The organism is Streptomyces sp. Ag109_O5-10, assembly GCF_900105755.1.
In the GTDB taxonomy this organism is placed as follows: Bacteria; Actinomycetota; Actinomycetes; order Streptomycetales; family Streptomycetaceae; genus Streptomyces.
In genome coordinates, this window is sequence record NZ_FNTQ01000001.1 from 1,398,579 (window position 1) to 1,417,517 (window position 18,939).

Here is an 18,939-nt window from a genome sequence, read left to right on the forward strand (position 1 = left end):
AGACCCGTACTGCCGAGACCCGAATTGCCGAGCCCCCCACGCCCTTCGCCGTCACTTCCGCTTACCCACGGAGCACACGTGTGTACTTCGCATGACCACCCTCAGGGCGAGGCCGCGCAGGCCGGAGCCGGCCGCCGCAACTTCCTGCGGGCCACCGCGCTGCTCGGCGCCGCCGCCACCGCCGGGGCCGCACTGCCCGCCGTCGCCGAGGCGTCGTCCTCCGGTTCCGGCCGGCGGCCCGACCCGGAGAGCCGGCGCTTCACCCTCGCGGTGATGCCCGACACCCAGTACCTGTTCGACGGGCCGAGCATCAACCCGGCGCCCATCGAGGCCTCGCTGCGCTACCTCCTCGAGCACGGCGGCGAATCCGACGACAACATCGTCTTCCTGTCCCACCTCGGCGACCTCACCCAGAACGGGGCGGCGGAGGAGTTCGCCGCGATCGGCAAGGCGTTCGAGATCCTCGACCGGCACGGGGTCGGATACAGCGTGCTGGCCGGCAACCACGACATCAGGTCGTCCACGGACGATCAGCGCGGCGCCACGCCGTACCTGGACGCCTTCGGCCCGCAGCGCTTCAAGGACAAGCCGACCTTCGGCGGGTCCTCCGCGGACGGCTACCACACCTACCACCTGTTCCGGGCGGCCGGACGCGAGTGGCTCGTGCTGGCCCTGGACTGGCGGCTGTCGGCCAAGGGGTACGCCTGGGCGAAGGACGTCATCGCCGCGCACCCGAAGGCGCCGGTCATCCTCACCACCCACGAACTGGTCGTGGACGACGACGAGCTGTCGTCGTACGGGCAGCAGCTGTGGGACCGGCTGATCGACGAGCACGACCAGATCTTCCTCACCCTCAACGGCCACTACTGGCCGGCCCGCCGCGCGATACGCAAGAACGCGGCCGGCAACGACGTGCACCTGCACCTGACGAACTACCAGAATCGCTACTTCGGCGGCGCGGCGATGATCCGCCTCTACCACTTCGACCTGGACCGCGACGTCATCGACGTGGAGACGGTTTCGCCGTGGATCCTCGGCCGGGCCAAGAAGGGCCTGAACGAGCTGGAGCGGCAGGAGATGGAGCTGAGCGGCGACGAGGACCGCTTCTCCGTCGACATCGACTTCGCGGCCCGCTTCGAGGGCTTCGACCCGGTGCCGGTCCGCCCGGCGCGGCCCGCCGCGCAACTGCTGGTCCGGGGCACCGCCGCCTACTGGCGGTTCGACTCGGCGGTCTCCGGCACGGTCCGCGACCTGTCCGGCAACGGCAACGACCTCACCGTGGTCTCGGTGGGCGGCGGCACCCTCGGCTGGTCGGCGGACCACCACCCGGACCAACCAGGGCACGGAAGCCTGGAGTTCACCGGCTTCAAGTCGCCGCTGAAGGGCGCCTACCTGCGCACCGTCGACGGGGCACCGATCAACTCGGCGACCTTCGGGGACGGTTACACCATCGAGGCGTTCTACCGGCTGCCCGCCGACTGGAACTCCTCGCACAACGCGTGGTCCGGGCTGGTCGGCCGCAGCGGCCGCAACGGCTCGGCCGGCACCGTCACCGACGACCCGGACGAGCCGCTCGCCACGCTCTCCCTCTCCGACGGCCCCGGCCCGCAGTGGGCCGTCCACCCGCTCAACCAGCAGCAGCTGGCCACCAACTGGGGTGACGAGACCGACCCGGAGATCTGGTGGCACGTCGCCGTCGTCAACGACGGCAGACACACCACGATGTACGTGCAGGGCTGCCCGGTGGCCCGCAACCCGCACGCCGCCGCGGTCGGCATCGCCTCGTCCGGCAAGCCCTGGCTGCTCGGCGGCTACGAGTACGCCGACAGGATCGACCAGATCCTCTACGGCCGCCTCGGCGACGTCCGGATCGTCTCCCGGGCCCTGCCCGTCTCCTCCTTCATGACCCACTGACCCCGTGAGGGCGCGCCCCGCGCCCAGGGTGCCGCGATCCCCGGCCGGCGCGGGGCCGGCTCGGTCCGCGGCGAGTACGAGAACAGGCCCGGGTCGGACGGGGTGTCAGGAGGAAACCGTGCCACACTCCAATCTCCTTTGCCGACCGATGGGTTCGCCGGGGCCCTCCCACCGGGAAACCGCGCGGGCACCCCCTTCAGGCGTAGAACCGCGACAGGCTCTGCAGCACCGCGGCCGGCTTGGCGCCGCCCTCGATCTCGATCGTCCCGTCGACGGCGATCTGCACGCCGCCCGGTACGTCCTCGACCTCCGTCAGGCGGGCGGTCAGGCGGATGCGGGAGCCGGCCTTCACCGGGGACGGGAAACGCACCTTGTTCAGGCCGTAGTTGACCTTCGTCGTGACGCCCCGGACGTCCAGCAGCTCGGTGAACAGGGGGATGAACAGCGACAGGGTGAGGTAGCCGTGGGCGATCGGGGCGCCGAAGGGGCCGGCGGCCGCCCGCTCCGGGTCGACGTGGATCCACTGGTGGTCGCCGGTGGCGTCGGCGAAGGTGTCGATGCGGTCCTGGGTGACCTCGATCCAGTCGCTGCTGCCCAGGTCGCTGCCCGCGAGCTTCTTCAGTTCGGCGAGGCCGTTGACGGTGACGGTCATGTGGCGTTCCTTGGCTGGGAGTCGGGAGAGCCGTAGTGCTTGCGCACGCGGGCCTTGAGGAGCTTTCCGGAGGCGGTGCGCGGGAGTTCGTCGGCGAGCACCACCGATTTGGGGAGCTTGTACTTGGCGAGCCGCCCGGCCAGCGAGGCGAGCACCTCGTCGAGGTCGAGGACGGTGCCCTCACAGGGCACGACCACCGCGCGCGGCACCTCGCCCCACGTGTCGTCCGGTACGCCGATCACCGCGCACTCCGCGATGCCGGGGTGGGCGAGGAGCAGGTCCTCGATCTCGGCGGGGTAGATGTTCTCGCCCCCGGAGATGATCATGTCCTTGAGCCGGTCGACGACGAAGACGTAACCGTCCTCGTCGACCGTGGCCGCGTCCCCGCTGCGGAACCAGCCGTCGGCGAAGGAGGCCGCGGTCTCCTCCGGCAGCCCCCAGTAGCCGGGCATGACATGGGGGCCGCGGACCATGACCTCGCCGGGCTCGCCGACGTCGACCGGGGTCAGGTCGGGCCGTACGACCCGTACGTCGCTGAAGAAGTGCGGCACGCCGGCCGAGCCCGCCTTGCTGATCGCGTGCTCGGCGTCGAGGAAGAGGACGCCGGGTGCGGCCTCGGTCATGCCGTAGCCCTGCAGGAAGGTCAGCCCCCGTTCCTGGTAGGCGGCGATCAGCGGGGTCGGGACCGGGGAGCCACCGCAGATGAGGATGCGCAGGGAGGACAGGTCGGCGTCCGGCCAGCGGGGATGGCGGGCCATCTGGTCGAACATGGTCGGGACCCCGAACATGAAGGTGATCCGGTGCTGTTCGATCAGGTCGAAGGTGGCATCCGGGTCGAAGGACTCCACCAGGACGCAGGTGCCGCCCTTGAGGAGGACCGGCAGGGCGAGCATGTTGAGGCCCGCGGTGTGGAACAGCGGGGCCGACACCAGGGCGCGTTCATCGGCGACCAGGTCGATGTCGACCAGGACGTTGAACGCGTTCCAGGTCAGGTTGGCGTGCGTGAGCATCGCGCCCTTGGGGCGGCCGGTCGTCCCCGAGGTGTACATGATGATGCAGGTGTCGTCGGGGGCGACCGGTTCGTCGATCGGGTCGTCGGCCGCCGCCGCCAGCAGTTCCTCGTACTCCGGGCCCACTTCCACGTACGTCCGGACGTCGGTGGTGCCGGGCAGGCCGGCGACCAGAGCCGCGTGCGAGGGGCCGTGGAGGAGGGCCTTGGCGCCGGAGTCGCCGAGTTGGTAAGCGATCTCGGGGGCGGCCAGTCGGGTGTTGAGGGGGACGAACACCGCGCCGAGCACGCCGGCCGCGAACAGGGTCTCCAGGTAGGCGGGGTGGTTGGGGCCGAGGTAGGCGATGCGGTCGCCGCGGCGGATGCCCCGGGCGCGCAGGGCGTGGGCGAGGCGGGTGGTGCGTGCGTGCAGGGTGCGGTAGTCGGTCGGCCGCCCGCCGCACACCAGTGCCGTGCGGTGCGGGGTCTTGCGGGCCCGGCGTGCGGGCCACGACCCCAGTCCCTCGTTGCGCATCTGCGGCCCCTTACGACGTGGTCAGCCCGAGCAGGCGGGCGGCGTTCTCCTTGAGGATCTTCGGCCGGACCTCGTCCTTGATCGGCAGCTTCTCGAAGTCGGCGAGCCACCGGTCGGGGGTGAGGACGGGGAAGTCGGAGCCGAACAGCACCTTGTCCTTGAGCAGCGTGTTGGCGTACTGCACCAGCTGCGGCGGGAAGTACTTCGGCGACCAGCCGGAGAGGTCGATGTGCACGCCGGGCTTGTGGGTGGCGACGGCGAGGGCCTCGTCCTGCCAGGGGAAGGACGGGTGCGCCAGGATGATCTTCAGGTGCGGGAAGTCGGCGGCCACGTCGTCCACGTGCAGCGGGTTGCTGTACTTCAGCCGGATCCCGCCGCCGCCCGGGACGCCGGCGCCGATCCCGGTCTGGCCGGTGTGGAAGAGGGCGATGGTGCCGGTCTCCTCGATCACCTCGTACAGGCCGTAGGCCACCGCGCGGTCGTTTGGGAAGAAGCCCTGGATGCTGGGGTGGAACTTGAAGCCCTTCACCCCGTACTCCTCGACCAGGCGGCGGGCCTGACGCACTCCCGCCCTGCCACGGAAGGGGTCGACGGAGGCGAAGGGGATCAAAACGTCGGGGTTGGCGGCCGCGGCCTCGGCGACCTCCTCGTTGGGGACGGGAGGGGTGCCGGTGGCGGACTCGGCGTCCACCGTGAAGATCACGGCGGCCATGTTCCGTTCCCGGTAGTAGGCGGCGGTCTCCTCGATGCTCGGCTTCCGCTTGCCCTCGACCTTGAAGTAGGCGGCGGAGGCGTCGTGCAGGTCGTCGTCGAGGGAGGAGTGCCCCCGGGAGGAGACCTCGGCGTGCGTGTGCACGTCGATCGCGGTGAGAGCCTCGATGTCCATCACGCCTCCGGGAGCTCGGGCGCCGGGATGCCGACCGTCTGGAGTTCGGCGCCGACCGAGGTGGGGAAGGCGTCGGCCAGGGTGTCCGGGGTCCAGCCGCCGTCGGCGTAGGCCGCCCTGATCTCCTGCGGGTGCGACCAGAGTGCCACCTTGTCGCCGCCGATGCCGATGGCCTGGCCGGTGATCCGGCGGGCGGCGTCCGAGGCCAGGAAGGGGACGAGGGCCGCGCAGTCCTCGGGGGTGCCGAAGCCCTCGCCCTTGCGCAGGAAGCCCGGGAGCGGCTCGCCGTTGCGCATGGCCTCGATGTACGGCGCGAAGGCGGGGATGGTCTCGGTCATGGCGGTGGCGGCCACCGGGACGATCGCGTTGACGGTGATGCCCGCCCGGCCCAGCTCCATCGACCAGGTGCGGGCCATGGCGGCGATGCCGGCCTTGGCGGCGGCGTAGTTGGTCTGGCCGAAGTTGCCGCGCTGTCCCGCCGGGGAGCCGACCAGGACCAGGGTGCCGCCCTCGCCCTGCTCGCGCATCCGGACGGCGGCGGCGCGGGCGCAGGTGAAGGTGCCCCTGAGGTGGGTGGTGACGACGGCGTCGAAATCGTCGTCGGTCATCTTCCACAGCACCTTGTCGCGCAGGATGCCCGCGTTGGTGACCAGGACGTCGAGGCGCCCGAACTCCTGGACCGCCCGGTTGACGAGGCGGTCCGCGGCCTCGGCGGTGCCGACCGCGACCACCTCGGCGACGGCGGTGCCGCCGGCCTCGGCGATGGACTTCACGGCCTGCTCGGCGACGGCCTCGTCCACGTCGTTGACGACCACCGAGGCGCCGTGGGCGGCGAGGGCGTGGGCATAGGCGAGGCCGAGGCCCCGGCCGCTGCCGGTGACGACGGCGGCCTTGCCGGTGAGATCGATGGTGGGCACGGTCGGTCCCTTCACAGACGACGACGGCGGCCCCGCGGCCACCTGCGGCTTCCGAGATCGAAGCTAAGAGCAATAATTGTTGTCGTCAATAGTTGTTGTCGACCCACGGGTGTCCCATGCTGGAATCTGTGCGACAGACCGCCCCGCCGCCCGGGGCCCGGACCAGGGAGACCGCCATCACCCGACAGCACGCCGAGAACCCGACCTCGATCGACGCGGACGAGCCGTGGATGCGGGAGCTGCACGCCGACACGGGCTACCTGCTGTACCGCCTGGGTCTGCGCTCGGGCCAGGTCTTCAACTCGTTCCTCCAGGAGTCGGGTCTCAGGCTGCGCCACTACGCGGTGCTGCGGTTCCTCGCCGGCTCGGCGGGCTCCCTCCAGCGGGAGCTGAGCGCCCGGCTCGGCTACGACCCGAGCGCGATCGTCGGCCTGGTCGACGACCTGGAGAAGCTGGGCTTCGCCGAGCGGCGCCCCTCCCCCGACGACCGGCGCAGCCGGATCGTGGTGCTCACCGGGGCCGGGCGGGCGTTCCTGCGGGACACCGACGAGGCCGGCCAGCGGGTGACGAACGAGCTACTGGGCCCGCTCGATCCCGCCGAGCGGGCCACGCTGCACGCGCTGCTGCTGCGCGTCGCCGACCGGCCGTGACCGCGGCCGCCCGCTCCGCGCCCGACCGGCTGCTCGCGGTGCTGGCCGCTTTCGACCACGGGCATCCGGCGCTCAGCCTGACGGACATCAGCCGCCGGGCCGGGCTCACCCTCACCACCGCGCACCGCCTGGTCGGCGCGCTCACCGCGTGGGGCGCGCTGGAGCGGGACACGGACGGCTTCTACCACGTGGGGCTGCGGCTGTGGGAACTGGCCGCGCTGGCGCCGCGCGGCCTCGCGCTGCGGCAGGTGGCGCTGCCCTACCTGGAGGACCTGTACGAGGCGACGCACGAGAACGTGCAGCTGGCGGTGCGGGACGGGTCGGACGTCGTCTACATCGAGTGGCTGTCGGGGCGTTCGGCGGTCGGCGTGCACATCCGGGTGGGCGCCCGCTGGCCGCTGCACGCGACCGGGGTGGGGCTCGCCCTGCTCGCGCACGAGACGCCCGGCTTCCAGCAGGACTACTGCGCGGGCCCGTTGACGTCCTTCACGCCGTACACGGTCACCGATCCGGACCGGTTGCGCCGCTCGCTGGCCGAGGTCCGGCGTACGGGTGCCGCGGTGAGCAGCCGGCAGGTCACCGACGACGCGCTGTCGGTGGCGGCTCCGGTGCGCGGGGCGACGGGACAGGTGGTCGCGGCCGTCTCGGTGGTGGTGCCCGAGGCGGCCGCCCAGGTGCCGGTGCTGGCCCCGGCGGTGCGGCTGGCGGCCCGCGGGATCTCCCGGGCGCTGGGCTGGCAGCCGGACCGGACGGCGGGCCCGGCCGTGTAGCGTGTCCCGGTGACGACGAGCGAGGTGTACCGGGAGCTGGGCGAGGCCGCCTGGACGTGGGTGCTGCGGCAGGTGCGGGAGGACGAGGGCCCGTGGCTGCCGGAGACGGTGTCACAGGAGGACACCGCGGACCCGGCGCCCGACGAGGACCGGGACTCGCTGTACGCCGGGATCGCCGGACTCGCCCCGGTGCTGGCGGAGATCGCTCGGTACCGGCCGCTGACCGGGCCGGAACGGGTCCTGGCCGCCGGGATCGTGAACCGTCTGGCCGCGCGGGCGCCCGAGGTGACCGAACCCTCGCTCTACCTCGGCCTGGCGGGCCACGCCACGGCGCTGCGGCTCCTCGCGCCGGGCAGCGAGGCGACCGTGCTGCGGCGGCTCGACGAGCTCGCCACCCCGGGGGGCTGGCGGACCACCACCGCGTTCGTACCGGGCTCCGACGCGCCCCTGACCGACGTCATCATGGGTGTCGCGGGCGTGGTCATGACGGCGGTCTGGGCGGGCGGCGAGTACGCAGAGCGGATCGCGACGACCGGTGGCGAGGCGCTGCTGCGGATGGCGGACCGCACGGCGGCGGGCCTGGACTGGGGGATCTCGCCGGGCAGCGAGTCCCGGTCCCCGAACTACTCGCACGGCGCCGCCGGGGTGGGCGCCGCCCTGGCCGTGGCGGGGGCGGCGGCGCACCGCGAGGACTTCGTCGAGGCCGCCGTGGACGCGGCCCGCCACGTCCTGTCGGTGGGCTCGCTCGCGGACGGCGGCTTCGTCGTGCCGCACACGATCCCGCCGTCGAGGCGGGAGGTGGAACCGGTCACGTACACCTGGTGCCACGGCCCGGCGGGCACGTCGCACCTGTTCACCGCGCTCGCCCACGCGGGCGTCGACGAGGTGGCGGGGCATGCCGTCGGGGAGCTGCGGCAGCGCTGTCTGACCTCGATCCTCGCCTCGGGGCTGCCGGAGCGGCTGCGCCCCGGGTTCTGGGACAACGACGGCCGCTGCTGCGGGACGGCCGGTGTCGGGGACGTCCTCCTCGACGCGGCGCAGGACTGTGCGGGGACGCCGGGGGCGGACGCTCTGGCGAAGGGCGCGGTGCGGATGGGCGACGCGCTCGTGGAGCGGGCGGTCAGGGACGCGGCGGGTGCCCGCTGGCGCTTCGTGGAGTACCGCATCGAGTCCCCGCTGCTGCCGCCGGGCACGTCGTGGATGCAGGGTGCGGCCGGCATCGCGGCCTACCTGCTGCGCCTCGCCCGCTACCTGGACACCGGCCCGGACGCACCGGTCGTGGACCGTCCGGACCAGTGGTGGGCGGTGCCGGCGCGACTGCGCGGTGAGCGGCCGACCCTGGTCGGCTGACCGGCGCCGTCGCCGTGTACGTGAGAGGGAATTCCGGTCCCGGAGTTCCCCCTCCACGACGTCGAAATGATCACTGACGGGCGCGGAGCCCGGTCACATGGGGTGCCGGTTCGGGTGCCCCCGTACGCGGTGCGGGCATGTCGTCCTCCAGGGGGTGGGCGTAGCGCCGGAAGCAGGGGACGCGTTCGGCACCCGGCGCGGGGCGCCCCGGTAGAGGACCATGCCGTGCACGGAGGTGCCGTCGTCGCGCCGGCGGACGAGCGGGTCCCGGCGGGCGTCCCCCTCGTCGGTGACGAACAGGGCCACGTGCCCGTCGGGCGGCACGCCCGGCGGCTCGGCGGCGGACAGCCGGCCGTACCCGGTGATCCCGTGGGCCGCCCCGGCCGCTCCGGCCAGGTGCAGGGCGTGCCAGAACAGGACCTGGTCGGCGGTCAGGACCGCGAAGCCGAGTTCCTGTTCGAGGGCGTCGATGACGCCCACCGTGGCGCCTGAGCAGTCCCGCCGTCGCCCGACCCTCATTTCCGTGAAAGGACGCACTCCCGTGCGCAACACCGGCCGCTCCGCAGCCAGTGCCTGGCTCGTACTCCTTCTCGCCGGAGGGTTCGAGGTCGGCTACCCGCTCTCCGCCGACGGCAGCCACGGTTTCACCCGCCTGACGTGGTCGCTGGTCGCCGTCGTGTTCCTCCTGCTGACCCTCTGGGCCCTCAGCGTCGCGCTGCGCACCATCGACGTCGGTATCGGCTACGCCGTCCGGGCCGGCATCGGCTCGGCCGGCGCGGCACTGCTGAGCCCCGTCTTCTTCGACGAGTCGCTCACCGCGGTCCAGGCCCTGTGGCTGGGCGTCGTCATCGTCGGGGTGGTGTGGCTCAAGCTCGCCGACCGGCCCCGGAGCACCCCGGAGCCCCTCGACGCCGTCCAGGGCACCCGCACGGTCGAGGCCCGGCTGCAGGAGACACAGGGCGCGGAGCGCTGAGGAGGCGCCGAGCGGGGCGCGGGGCGTCGCCACCGATCTGCGGCGACGCCCCACGCCCCGCGCGGCCGACACCCCGGGGGCCCCGGCCGCTCAGGAGGCCAGCCCCGCCCGCAGCCGCCGGTCGCGCGGGGCGTGGGTGCGGTCCAGGCGCGCGTCCAGGAGCCGCCGTGCCGCCTCGCAACGCCCGTCCGACACCAGGGCGTAGAGCAGGGTCTCCTCCACCACCTCACGCTGGGCCGCGCTGCCGCCGACCCGGCGCAGCACCGGCAGCAGCGCGTCGAGGCCCCGGGCCGCCTCCTGGAAACGTTCCTCGACGAGCGCCGCGAACGCCTCGCACAGCGGGGCGACCACCTCGCGCTGCACCGCGTCGGCGCCGGCGGCGTGATCGCGCAGCCGGCGCAGCGCGGCCAGGTCCCCGGCGGCGGTGAGGGCGACGGCCGCGTGCAGGGCGGTGAACGCGGTCTGCGGGCGCTCCAGCACGTCGCGCTCCACCGCCTCCAGCACCCCCGCGACCGGGAAGTCGCCCTGCCAGCTGTCGCTCACCCGGGCCCGCCACAGCAGCGATCCGGAGTCGACCAGGGCCCGTACCCCGCTCACCACCCGGCCCGGCGCGAGCTGTGCGAACCACCGCCTGCGGACGGCGTCCGCGTCGTCGAGGGCGAGTTCGTGCAGGGCGATGTGCCAGGAGAAGTGCGCCCGGTGCACCGCCCCCCGGCCGCGCCCGGTCACCCAGCCGTCCAGCCAGTCCCGGCCCGCCTCGTGCGCCCCGGACTCGTAGTGGACGTGCGCCAGGGCGTGCACCGCGTGCCCGGAGGCCGGCTCGGCGGCCAGCGCACGGTGGGCCAGCTCGCCCGCCTCGTGCAGCCGCCCCTGCTCCTGACGCAGGAAGGCCAGCAGCGAGGTGTGGAACCAGTGCCCGTCGTACGCGGGCGAGGTCAGGTCGAGCAGCCGCAGGGCGTCGTCGTCCTGGAGGTCGCTGACCCCGGAGAACGCGATGGTCGGCACCGCCGCCGCGAGCGCCAGCGCGTCGCCCCGGTGCGCGCGCAGATGCCGTACGAGCGCCTCGTCCCCGTCGTCACCGGTCACCCGGCGAGTGATCACGTCCACGAAGGACCGCTCGCGCTCGTCCGCGCGTTCGCGGGCGCTGCGCTGGGCGTCGGCGAGGGCACGCGGCACGTCGACGGCGGCGGCGCACTCGTGGCCGAGCAGGGCGAGGGCCGCGTGGCCGAGCGCGAATCCGGGGTCGAGGGCGACCGCGCGGGCGAAGGCGTCCTCGGCGCCCGAGCGCACCTTGAGGACCCGGTCCAGGCCGCTGCGGTAGGCGGCGGCCGCCCCGGCGTGCGTGGACAGCGGCAGCCCCTGACCGTCCACCGGCCGCCGCGAGCCCGGCCGGCGGACCGGGAGCGGCAGCAGCCGCTGGGCCAGCTCGGCCGCCTGGACGCGGATCTCGGGGATCGCCGTGGTCTCCCACATCTCGCCCCGGCGCGGGGCACCGAGGGTGAACAGAGGCCCGGCGACGCGGCCCCGGGCGGCGGCGAGCCGTCCGTCCTGGGTGGCCGCGCCCATGCCCAGCGGGCCGGGGACGGCCAGGCCGGCCGCGAACAGGGCCTGCCACAGAGGGGTGTCGAGGCGGCGGCCCGGCCCGGTGCAGTCGACCACCCAACCGACCCGCAGCATCTGCCCGTTGGACAACTCGACGGTGAGGGAGCCGTCTTCGGCCCCGGTGGCGCGCAGCACCGTGCCGGTGTGGACGTGCAGGCGCCGCGCGGTGCGGGCGCGGGAGACGTGTTCGGCGGTGGCGGGGGCCATGCGGTGGCGGTGGGTGTTCCACAGGGCGCCCTCGTGGGCCAGGAACTCCTCGCGCTCCTCGGGGGTGAGGCTGCGCCACAGCCGGGCGGTGTGCGGGCGGAGGCTGTCCAGGCCGGGGCGCCAGTCGCCGTGGGTGCGCACCGAGCGGCTCACGTGACGGTAGACGGCGCGCCGGAGCCGGCCGAGCGAGGTGTCGTCGAGGCCGTCGGGGGCGGGCATGGTGCCGGCCGGGCCGAGGGCGTGCGGCTGGGGCAGCAGCCCGTTGCGGGAGAGCGCGTGCACGGTGCGGCCGGGGCGGTCGAGGGTGAGGGCGAGGTCGACGGCGGTCAGGCCGGTGCCCACCAGGAGGACGTCCTCGGGGCTGTCCCGTACCGGGTCCAGGGCTTCCGGTGCCCACGGGGTGCCGACGAAGCGGGGCGAGGTGCGCAGGGCGGGCGGGGCCCAGCCGGCGCCCGCTCCGGCGGGGCCGGTGGCCAGGACCACGCTGTCCGCTGCCAGGAGTCCCCCGTCGGCGAGGCGGAGTTCCACCCGGCCGTCGGGGGTGCCGGTACAGCTCTCCGCGAGGGTGCGCAGCCGGCGTACGGCGACCGTGCCGTGGGCGCGGACGACGGCTTGGCCGAGGGTGTCGGCGAGGTAGGCGCCGAAGCGGTAGCGGGTGGCGAAGTCGGCGCCGGTGACGGCGGGTTCGCCGTGCCGGCAGAGCCAGCGGACGAAGTGCCCGGGGTCGTCCGGGTAGGCGCTCATGTTGCCTGCGGGCACGTTGAGCCGGTGCCGGGGGTCGCGGGTGGCGTAGGCGGTGCCGCGGCCCGCCTCCGGGGCCGGGTCGATCAGGACGAGGTCGAGCGGAGTCCGGCGGCGGTGCGCCGTCTCGCAGAGCTGGACGGCGGTGAGGGTGCCCGCCGCGCCTGCTCCCACGACGGCCACGGTGTGCCGCTTGCGGACGTCGGTCACGGAATACCTCCGGCGGGGTCGGCCTGCTGCTTCTTCACTCTTCCGATCGGGTAGGTGGGGAAGCCAGGCCGGGAGGGTGATCTCACCGGAAACTCAGGCCGCCGGTCGGGCGTTCCTACTCTGTTCACGACCGGCGGACCGGGACAACCCGGGTTCCGGCCGACTCGCCCCGGTCCGCCGCGGATTGACCGTGACCGCGCGGGGTGGCCTCTGCGCTCCTCATCGGAATCTCAGCGGGCACCCCCGTGATTCAAAGGAACCACCCATACAGACGACGCAGGATGCCCTGACACAGGTGGACAGGTCAGGAAGGCGTGTCGTGGGCGTCCAGCACATATCGAACGGGTCCGGACCGCAGCCGGGGACATGGTCCCGGCGCGGGATCCTCGCAGCTCTCGGCGCGGTGCCCGCGGGGGCGGCGCTGGCCGGATGCAGTTCCTCCGCGGACGCCTCGGCCACCACCGACGGCAAGGGCGCCACGGCCTCCGGGAAGTCCGCGGCCAAGAAGGCGACGATCACGGTCACGCCCGTCTCCGGCACCAGGAAGGCCGACTTCACGACCCCGGTCGAGGTCACGGTGACCGACGGCACGCTGGCCTCCGTGACCGTCGCGGGCAACGACGGGTCGACGCTGCCGGGGACCTTCGACGACGCGAGGACGAAATGGACGTCGGCGAAGAACCCGTACTCCGGCACGAAGTACACGGTGACGGCGAAGGCGCGGGGCGCGTCCGACGAGACGGTGGCCACCTTCACCACCAGGTCCCCCGGCGAGACGTTCGTCGGCTACTTCACGCCGGAGGCCGGCTCCACGTCGGGGGTCGGCATGCCGGTGTCGATCAGCTTCACGCACGCGGTCGCGGACCGGGCGGCGGTGCAGAGGGCGATCACCGTGACCGCCGAGCCGGAGGTGGAGATCGTCGGGCACTGGTTCAGCGACACACGGCTCGACTTCCGCCCGGAGACGTACTGGGCGAAGGGCACCAGGATCACGCTGAGGCTGAGGCTGAAGGACGTGGCGGGCTCGGACGGCGTCTACGGCGTGCAGTCGAAGGACGTCACCTTCCACATCGGCCGCGAGCAGATCAGCACCGTCGACCTGTCGGCCAAGCAGATGGTCGTGAAGCGGGACGGCGCCACCCTGGCCGCCTACCCCGTCTCCGGCGGCGACTCCCAGCACACCACCTGGTCCGGGATCATGGTGATCAGTGAGCGGTTCAAGCAGACGCGAATGGAGTCCTCCACGGTCGGCCTCGGCGACGAGTACGACATCTCAGACGTCCCGCACGCCCAGCGCCTGACCACCTCCGGCACCTTCGTGCACGGCAACTACTGGGCGTCCAATTCGGTCTTCGGCCACGAGAACACCAGCCACGGCTGTGTCGGCCTGCACGACGCCAAGGGGGCGAGCGACTCCTCGGTGGACGGCTACAAGTTCTACGAGAGCTCGATCCTCGGGGACGTGGTGATCGTCAAGAACTCCGGCGAGAAGACGGTCGAGGCCTCCAACGGCCTGAACGGCTGGAACCTGTCCTGGGCGGACTGGAAGGCCGGCAGCGCGGTCTAGTGCCGCAACAGGCAACGTTCGCCCCGTCACGACGCCCGGCACGCACTCTCGCCGCACCGGACGGAAGCCCAAGTACATCCAGTACGAGGACTTCCGGCCGGCACGCCGAGAGCACGCACCGGACGCCGCTCCTTGACGGGCAAACGTTGCCTGCCGCGGCACTAGCGAGTCGCTGACTTCACAGCGTGAACTCCCGTGTGAAACAAGGAGATTCTTTGTTTTAACTCTTGACGGCCGCAGGCGCGGAGAGCACATTGGGCCCACTTTGAGAGCGCTCTCAACCACGTCTCAGCCACTCCGGCGCTCTCGAAGCCACACCCGCGCACCCCCTCCGTACCCGAGAGGCACCCCCATGAGCGAAACCTCCGGCATACCCCCCGCGGACCACAGACGGCGACGCTCGTTCCGGCGCGGCCTCCTCGCCGCGCTCGCCACCATGGGCCTGGCGGTAGCGGCCGCGACGACCGCCACCCTGCCCGCCAGCGCCTCGGCCCCCTCCGTCCCGTCCGGCTGGAGCCAGGTCTTCCTCGACGACTTCAACGGCACCGCCGGTACCGGCGTCAACACCGCCAACTGGCAGTACGACACCGGGACCTCGTATCCCGGCGGTGCCGCCAACTGGGGCACCGGCGAGGTCGAGACGATGACCAACAGCACCAGCAACGTCGCCCTCGACGGCAACGGCGACCTGAAGATCACCCCACTGCGCGACTCGGCCGGCAACTGGACATCGGGCCGCATCGAGACCAACCGCACCGACTTCCAGCCGCCGGCCGGCGGCAAGCTGCGCGTCGAGGCGCGCATCCAGATGCCGAACGTCACGGGCAACGCGGCCCTCGGCTACTGGCCGGCCTTCTGGATGCTGGGCGCCCCCTACCGGGGCAACTACCAGAACTGGCCGAGCGTCGGCGAGCTGGACATCATGGAGAACGTCAACGGCATCAACAAGACATGGGCGACCATGCACTGCGGCACGGGCTCGGGCGGCCCGTGCAACGAGACGACGGGGCTCGGCAATTCGACCGCGTGCCCCAACACCACCTGCCAGTCCGGCTTCCACACCTACACGATGGAGTGGGACCGCTCGGTCAGCCCCGAGGCGATCCGCTTCTACGTCGACGGCGTCAACTACCAGACCGTGACGGCGAACCAGGTGGACGCCACCACCTGGGCCAACGCCACGAACCACGGCTTCTTCGTCATCCTGAACGTGGCGATGGGCGGTGGCTTCCCGGCCGCGTTCGGCGGCGGCCCGACCTCCGCCACCGAGTCCGGCCACCCGATGCTCGTGGACTACGTCCAGGTGCTGTCGGCCGGCGGGAGCGGTACCACGACACCGCCGACCGGCAACCGTGACGCCTACAGCGCCATCCAGGCCGAGTCGTACGACAGCCAGTCCGGCGTCAGCACGGAGACCACCACCGACACCGGCGGCGGCCAGGACATCGGGTACGTCGCCAACGGCGACTGGGCACTGTACAAGGGCGTCACCTTCGGTTCCACGGCCGCCACCCAGTTCTACGCGCGGGTGGCGAGCGGCGCGGCCGCCGGGGTGAGCGGCCAGGTCCAGGTCCGGCTCGACAGCCCCTCCAACTCCCCCATCGGCAGCTTCTCGGTCGCCAACACCGGCGGCTGGCAGACCTGGACGACCGTCCCGGCCAACATCAGCTCGGTGACGGGCACCCACGACGTCTATCTGACCTTCAGCAGCGGCCAGTCGGCGGACTTCGTGAACGTGAACTGGTTCGACTTCGGGCACTGACGACCTGCCGGTCCACACGGCGCCGGAGGGGCCTCCCTCCGGCGCCGTCGCCGTGTCAGCGCAGCTCCGCCCGGAACGCCACCGGTGTCTGCCCGGTGTGCAGGTGGAAGAACTTGGAGAAGTTCGCCGCGTCCGGGAAGCCGACCGCCGCGCCGACCCGGCCGATCGGGAGGTCGGTGTGGGCGAGGAGGCGCTTGGCCTCCAGGACGACCCGCTTGTCGATGAAGCCCTTGGGGGTCTCCCCCGTCGCGGCGCGGACCGCGCGGACCAGGGTGCGGCGGGAGTAACCGAGTGCGTCGGCGTAGGCGCTGACACTGTGGTTGGTGGCGAAGTCCTTCTCCACCGCGTCCCTGAACAGGGTGAAGGTCGTGTCGGCCTGGCTGCGGGCCGCCTCCGCCGAGGTGGCCGCGAGATGGGCGAGGCGCAGGAGAAACGCCGTCAGGGAGTGCCGTAGCACCGAGGTGTGCAGGCTCAGGGGGAGGGTTTCGGTGTCCTCGTACTCGCGTTGCAGGTGGGCGAGCGACGCCTGGAGCGCGGCGAGCTGCGGGGCGTCGGGGCGGAGCAGGGGCGGCAGGTCGTAGCGGTAGAGGCCGGTCGCCTCGACGGTGGCCCGCGGCAGGAATCCGGGCTGCATGGTCAGGACGGTTCCGCGGTACTCGCAGGTCCGCGAGAAACGGTGTACCTGGCCGGGGCGGATCCAGAGCAGGTCGCCGGCCCGGGCCTCGTACTCCGCGAAGTCGATCATGTGGCGGACCGGGCCCTCGGTGAAGAGCATGACCACGTGGAAGTCGATGCGGTGGACGCGCTCCAGCGGGGCGTCGGCGTGCCACAGGCGTTCGGTCCCCATCGGGCCGACCTGGATGCCGACGCCGCCGACACTCAGATCCACCGGGAAGGGGAAGGTTCTGATTCCGTCACCGTCGCCTGCCCCATTGGGCGTTCTGTCCGCCATGTCCTTCTCGTGCCGTCCCTGTCGAAGATCCGTGTCCCACTTTCACCACAGGCTGACACACCCCGACCTTCCCTCCCAAAAGTCAGACTTTTACTTTTGAACGCGTCAGGCCAGCCAGAACGCTTCTAACGAGGACTTCTTGAAGATGAGCACGCAGACATCGGTGGGCGTCGACGACGGCTTCGAGTGGACCGACCTCGACCGGCGTGCCGTGGACACGGCACGCCTCCTCGCGGCCGACGCGGTGCAGCAGGTCGGCAACGGGCACCCCGGCACCGCGATGAGCCTGGCCCCGGCCGCGTACACGCTCTTTCAGAAGGTGATGCGCCACGACCCGGCCGACCCGGAGTGGACCGGCCGGGACCGGTTCGTCCTCTCCCCCGGGCACACCTCGCTCACCCTCTACACCCAGCTCTTCCTCGCCGGGTACGAGGTCGAACTGGAGGACCTGAAGGCCTTCCGGACCCACGGTTCGAAGACGCCGGGTCACCCGGAGTACGGCCACACGGCCGGCGTCGAGACCACCACCGGCCCGCTCGGCCAGGGCGTCGCCAACGCCGTCGGCATGGCGATGGCCGCCCGCTACGAGCGCGGTCTGTTCGACCCCGAGGCCGCCGAGGGCACCTCCCCCTTCGACCACACCATCTGGGCGATCGTCTCCGACGGCGACCTGCAGGAGGGCGTCTCCGCCGAGGCCTCCTCGATGGCCGGCCACCAGAGGCTCGGCAACCTGGTCTTCGTCTACGACGACAACCACATCTCCATCGAGGGCGACACCGCGACCGCGTTCTCCGAGGACGTCCTCAAGCGGTACGAGGCCTACGGCTGGCACACCCAGCGCATCGAGCCGACCGACGAGGGCGACGTCGACGTGCACGCCCTGTACGCGGCCCTGAAGGCGGCCCAGGCCGAGACCGGGCGGCCGTCCATCATCGCCATGCGCACGATCATCGCGTGGCCGGCCCCGAACGCCCGCAACACCGAGGCCGCCCACGGCTCCGCGCTCGGCGCCGACGAGGTCGCCGCCACCAAGCGCGTCCTCGGCTTCGACCCGGAGCGGAGCTTCCAGGTCGACGCCGACGTCCTGGCCCACACCCACCGCGCCCTGGACCGGGGCGCCGAGGCCCACGCGGCCTGGGACAAGCGCATCGCCGAGTGGCGGTCGGGGAACGCGGAGCACGCGCGGCTCTTCGACCGGGTCGTGGCCGGCCGGCTCCCCGAGGGCTGGGAGTCCGAGCTCCCCGTCTTCGAGGAGGGCAAGGCGGTCGCCACCCGCGCCGCCTCCGGCAAGGTCCTCCAGGCGCTCGGCCCGGTCCTGCCCGAGCTGTGGGGCGGCTCGGCCGACCTCGCGGGCTCGAACAACACCACCATCGACAAGGCGTCCTCCTTCCTGCCGAAGGGCAACCCGCTGCCCGAGGCCGACCCGTACGGCCGTACGGTCCACTTCGGCATCCGCGAGTTCTCGATGGCCGCCGAGATGAACGGCATCGCCCTGCACGGCAACACCCGCATCTACGGCGGCACCTTCCTGGTGTTCTCCGACTACATGCGCAACGCCGTCCGCATGTCGGCGCTCATGCAGCTCCCGGTGACGTACGTCTGGACACACGACTCCATCGGCCTCGGCGAGGACGGCCCGACCCACCAGCCGGTCGAGCACCTGGCCGCGCTGCGCGCCATCCCGGGCCTGAACGTCGTCCGCCCGGCGGACGCCAACGAGACCGCGGCGGCCTGGGCCGAGATCCTGAAGAGGCACGCCACGCACCCGGCCCCGCACGGGCTCGCGCTGACCCGCCAGGGCGTGCCGACGTACGCGCCGAACCCGGACGCGGCCAAGGGCGGCTACGTGCTGCGCGAGTCGTCGACCGAGACCCCGGAGGTGGTCCTGATCGCCACCGGTTCCGAGGTACACCTCGCCGTCGAGGCCCGCGACCTCCTGGAGGCCGAGGGGACCGGCACCCGCGTCGTGTCGATGCCGTCCGTGGAGTGGTTCGAGGAGCAGCCCCGCGAGTACCGCGAGAGCGTCCTGCCGCCGGCCGTGAAGGCACGGGTCGCCGTGGAGGCCGGGATCGGCCTGACCTGGTACCGCTTCGTGGGCGACGCCGGCCGGATCGTCTCCCTGGAGCACTTCGGCGCCTCCGCCGACGCCAAGACCCTGTTCGCCGAGTTCGGCTTCACCCCCGAGAACGTGGCGGCCGCGGCCCGCGAGTCGCTCGCCGCCGCCCGTACCGCCTGATCCGCCAGCCAGAAACCGTTCAGTAGA

The 18,939-nt window shown here is 72.5% G+C and carries 15 protein-coding genes; 8 read left to right on the plus strand and 7 right to left on the minus strand.

The features are described from left to right. The first annotated feature begins 78 nt into the window (after positions 1–78). A complete protein-coding gene (locus BLW82_RS06530; protein WP_093497909.1) occupies positions 79–1,914 on the plus strand; it encodes a LamG-like jellyroll fold domain-containing protein in 1,836 nt (611 codons plus the stop codon). Between the two features lie 196 nt (positions 1,915–2,110). Here BLW82_RS06530 and BLW82_RS06535 read toward each other — a convergent pair whose 3' ends face one another. From BLW82_RS06535 to BLW82_RS06550, 4 genes are read right to left on the minus strand one after another with little or no spacing between them, the layout of a single operon-like run. Beyond that, complete coding sequence (locus tag BLW82_RS06535; protein ID WP_093497910.1) at positions 2,111–2,566, minus strand: MaoC family dehydratase; 456 nt, start codon at positions 2,564–2,566, stop codon at positions 2,111–2,113. Then, positions 2,563–4,089 (minus strand): o-succinylbenzoate--CoA ligase, encoded by a 1,527-nt coding sequence (gene menE / locus BLW82_RS06540; RefSeq protein ID WP_093497911.1) that lies wholly within the window; start codon positions 4,087–4,089, stop codon positions 2,563–2,565. The genes BLW82_RS06535 and menE overlap by 4 nt, the downstream gene beginning before the upstream one ends. Before the next feature lie 10 nt (positions 4,090–4,099). Continuing rightward, the gene (locus BLW82_RS06545) at positions 4,100–4,975 is read right to left on the minus strand and encodes an amidohydrolase family protein (RefSeq protein WP_093497912.1); all 876 of its coding nucleotides are present in this window, start codon (positions 4,973–4,975) and stop codon (positions 4,100–4,102) included. Then, complete coding sequence (locus BLW82_RS06550) at positions 4,975–5,892, minus strand: SDR family NAD(P)-dependent oxidoreductase (protein ID WP_093507891.1); 918 nt, start codon at positions 5,890–5,892, stop codon at positions 4,975–4,977. Before BLW82_RS06550 ends, BLW82_RS06545 begins: the two co-directional genes overlap by 1 nt. A gap of 116 nt (positions 5,893–6,008) precedes the next feature. On the opposite strand from BLW82_RS06550, the gene BLW82_RS06555 reads away from it, so the two are divergent. From BLW82_RS06555 to BLW82_RS06565, 3 genes are read left to right on the plus strand one after another with little or no spacing between them, the layout of a single operon-like run. Next, the gene (locus BLW82_RS06555) at positions 6,009–6,542 is read left to right on the plus strand and encodes a MarR family winged helix-turn-helix transcriptional regulator (RefSeq protein ID WP_093497913.1); all 534 of its coding nucleotides are present in this window, start codon (positions 6,009–6,011) and stop codon (positions 6,540–6,542) included. After that, a complete protein-coding gene (locus BLW82_RS06560) occupies positions 6,539–7,312 on the plus strand; it encodes an IclR family transcriptional regulator (protein ID WP_093497914.1) in 774 nt (257 codons plus the stop codon). Before BLW82_RS06555 ends, BLW82_RS06560 begins: the two co-directional genes overlap by 4 nt. A 9-nt stretch (positions 7,313–7,321) precedes the next feature. Continuing rightward, a complete protein-coding gene (locus BLW82_RS06565) occupies positions 7,322–8,662 on the plus strand; it encodes a lanthionine synthetase LanC family protein (protein WP_256215670.1) in 1,341 nt (446 codons plus the stop codon). A 93-nt stretch (positions 8,663–8,755) separates the two neighbouring features. Here the strand turns inward: BLW82_RS06565 and BLW82_RS06570 are convergent, their stop codons facing one another. Next, positions 8,756–9,181: a DUF6253 family protein gene (locus BLW82_RS06570; protein WP_143063645.1), complete on the minus strand. Its 426-nt coding sequence runs from the start codon at positions 9,179–9,181 to the stop codon at positions 8,756–8,758. Positions 9,182–9,203: 22 nt separating this feature from the next. On the opposite strand from BLW82_RS06570, the gene BLW82_RS06575 reads away from it, so the two are divergent. Continuing rightward, a complete protein-coding gene (locus tag BLW82_RS06575) occupies positions 9,204–9,635 on the plus strand; it encodes a DMT family transporter (RefSeq protein WP_093497916.1) in 432 nt (143 codons plus the stop codon). 90 nt (positions 9,636–9,725) lie between these two features. Here BLW82_RS06575 and BLW82_RS06580 read toward each other — a convergent pair whose 3' ends face one another. Further along, the gene (locus BLW82_RS06580; RefSeq protein WP_256215671.1) at positions 9,726–12,395 is read right to left on the minus strand and encodes an FAD/NAD(P)-binding protein; all 2,670 of its coding nucleotides are present in this window, start codon (positions 12,393–12,395) and stop codon (positions 9,726–9,728) included. 319 nt (positions 12,396–12,714) lie between these two features. Between BLW82_RS06580 and BLW82_RS06585 the strand changes: the two genes are divergently transcribed. Beyond that, the gene (locus BLW82_RS06585) at positions 12,715–13,962 is read left to right on the plus strand and encodes a L,D-transpeptidase (protein WP_093497917.1); all 1,248 of its coding nucleotides are present in this window, start codon (positions 12,715–12,717) and stop codon (positions 13,960–13,962) included. A 352-nt stretch (positions 13,963–14,314) separates the two neighbouring features. Then, positions 14,315–15,724 carry a glycoside hydrolase family 16 protein gene (locus BLW82_RS06590; RefSeq protein WP_093497918.1) on the plus strand — a complete coding sequence of 470 codons (1,410 nt, stop codon included), beginning with the start codon at positions 14,315–14,317 and terminating at the stop codon, positions 15,722–15,724. Between the two features lie 55 nt (positions 15,725–15,779). Here BLW82_RS06590 and BLW82_RS06595 read toward each other — a convergent pair whose 3' ends face one another. Then, positions 15,780–16,676 carry a helix-turn-helix domain-containing protein gene (locus tag BLW82_RS06595; protein WP_093497919.1) on the minus strand — a complete coding sequence of 299 codons (897 nt, stop codon included), beginning with the start codon at positions 16,674–16,676 and terminating at the stop codon, positions 15,780–15,782. A 145-nt stretch (positions 16,677–16,821) separates the two neighbouring features. Between BLW82_RS06595 and tkt the strand changes: the two genes are divergently transcribed. After that, positions 16,822–18,912, plus strand: coding sequence for a transketolase (gene tkt / locus BLW82_RS06600; RefSeq protein WP_093497920.1), 2,091 nt, complete (start codon positions 16,822–16,824; stop codon positions 18,910–18,912). Positions 18,913–18,939: the final 27 nt, after the last annotated feature.

Coding starts and splice junctions, on each gene's coding strand:
- BLW82_RS06535 (WP_093497910.1), bottom strand. CDS start 2,566: ATGACCGTCACCGTCAACGGCCTCGCCGAACTGAAGAAGCTCGCGGGC.
- menE (WP_093497911.1), bottom strand. CDS start 4,089: ATGCGCAACGAGGGACTGGGGTCGTGGCCCGCACGCCGGGCCCGCAAG.
- BLW82_RS06545 (WP_093497912.1), bottom strand. CDS start 4,975: ATGGACATCGAGGCTCTCACCGCGATCGACGTGCACACGCACGCCGAG.
- BLW82_RS06555 (WP_093497913.1), top strand. CDS start 6,009: ATGCTGGAATCTGTGCGACAGACCGCCCCGCCGCCCGGGGCCCGGACC.
- BLW82_RS06570 (WP_143063645.1), bottom strand. CDS start 9,181: ATGAGGGTCGGGCGACGGCGGGACTGCTCAGGCGCCACGGTGGGCGTC.
- BLW82_RS06590 (WP_093497918.1), top strand. CDS start 14,315: ATGAGCGAAACCTCCGGCATACCCCCCGCGGACCACAGACGGCGACGC.
- BLW82_RS06595 (WP_093497919.1), bottom strand. CDS start 16,676: ATGGCGGACAGAACGCCCAATGGGGCAGGCGACGGTGACGGAATCAGA.
- tkt (WP_093497920.1), top strand. CDS start 16,822: ATGAGCACGCAGACATCGGTGGGCGTCGACGACGGCTTCGAGTGGACC.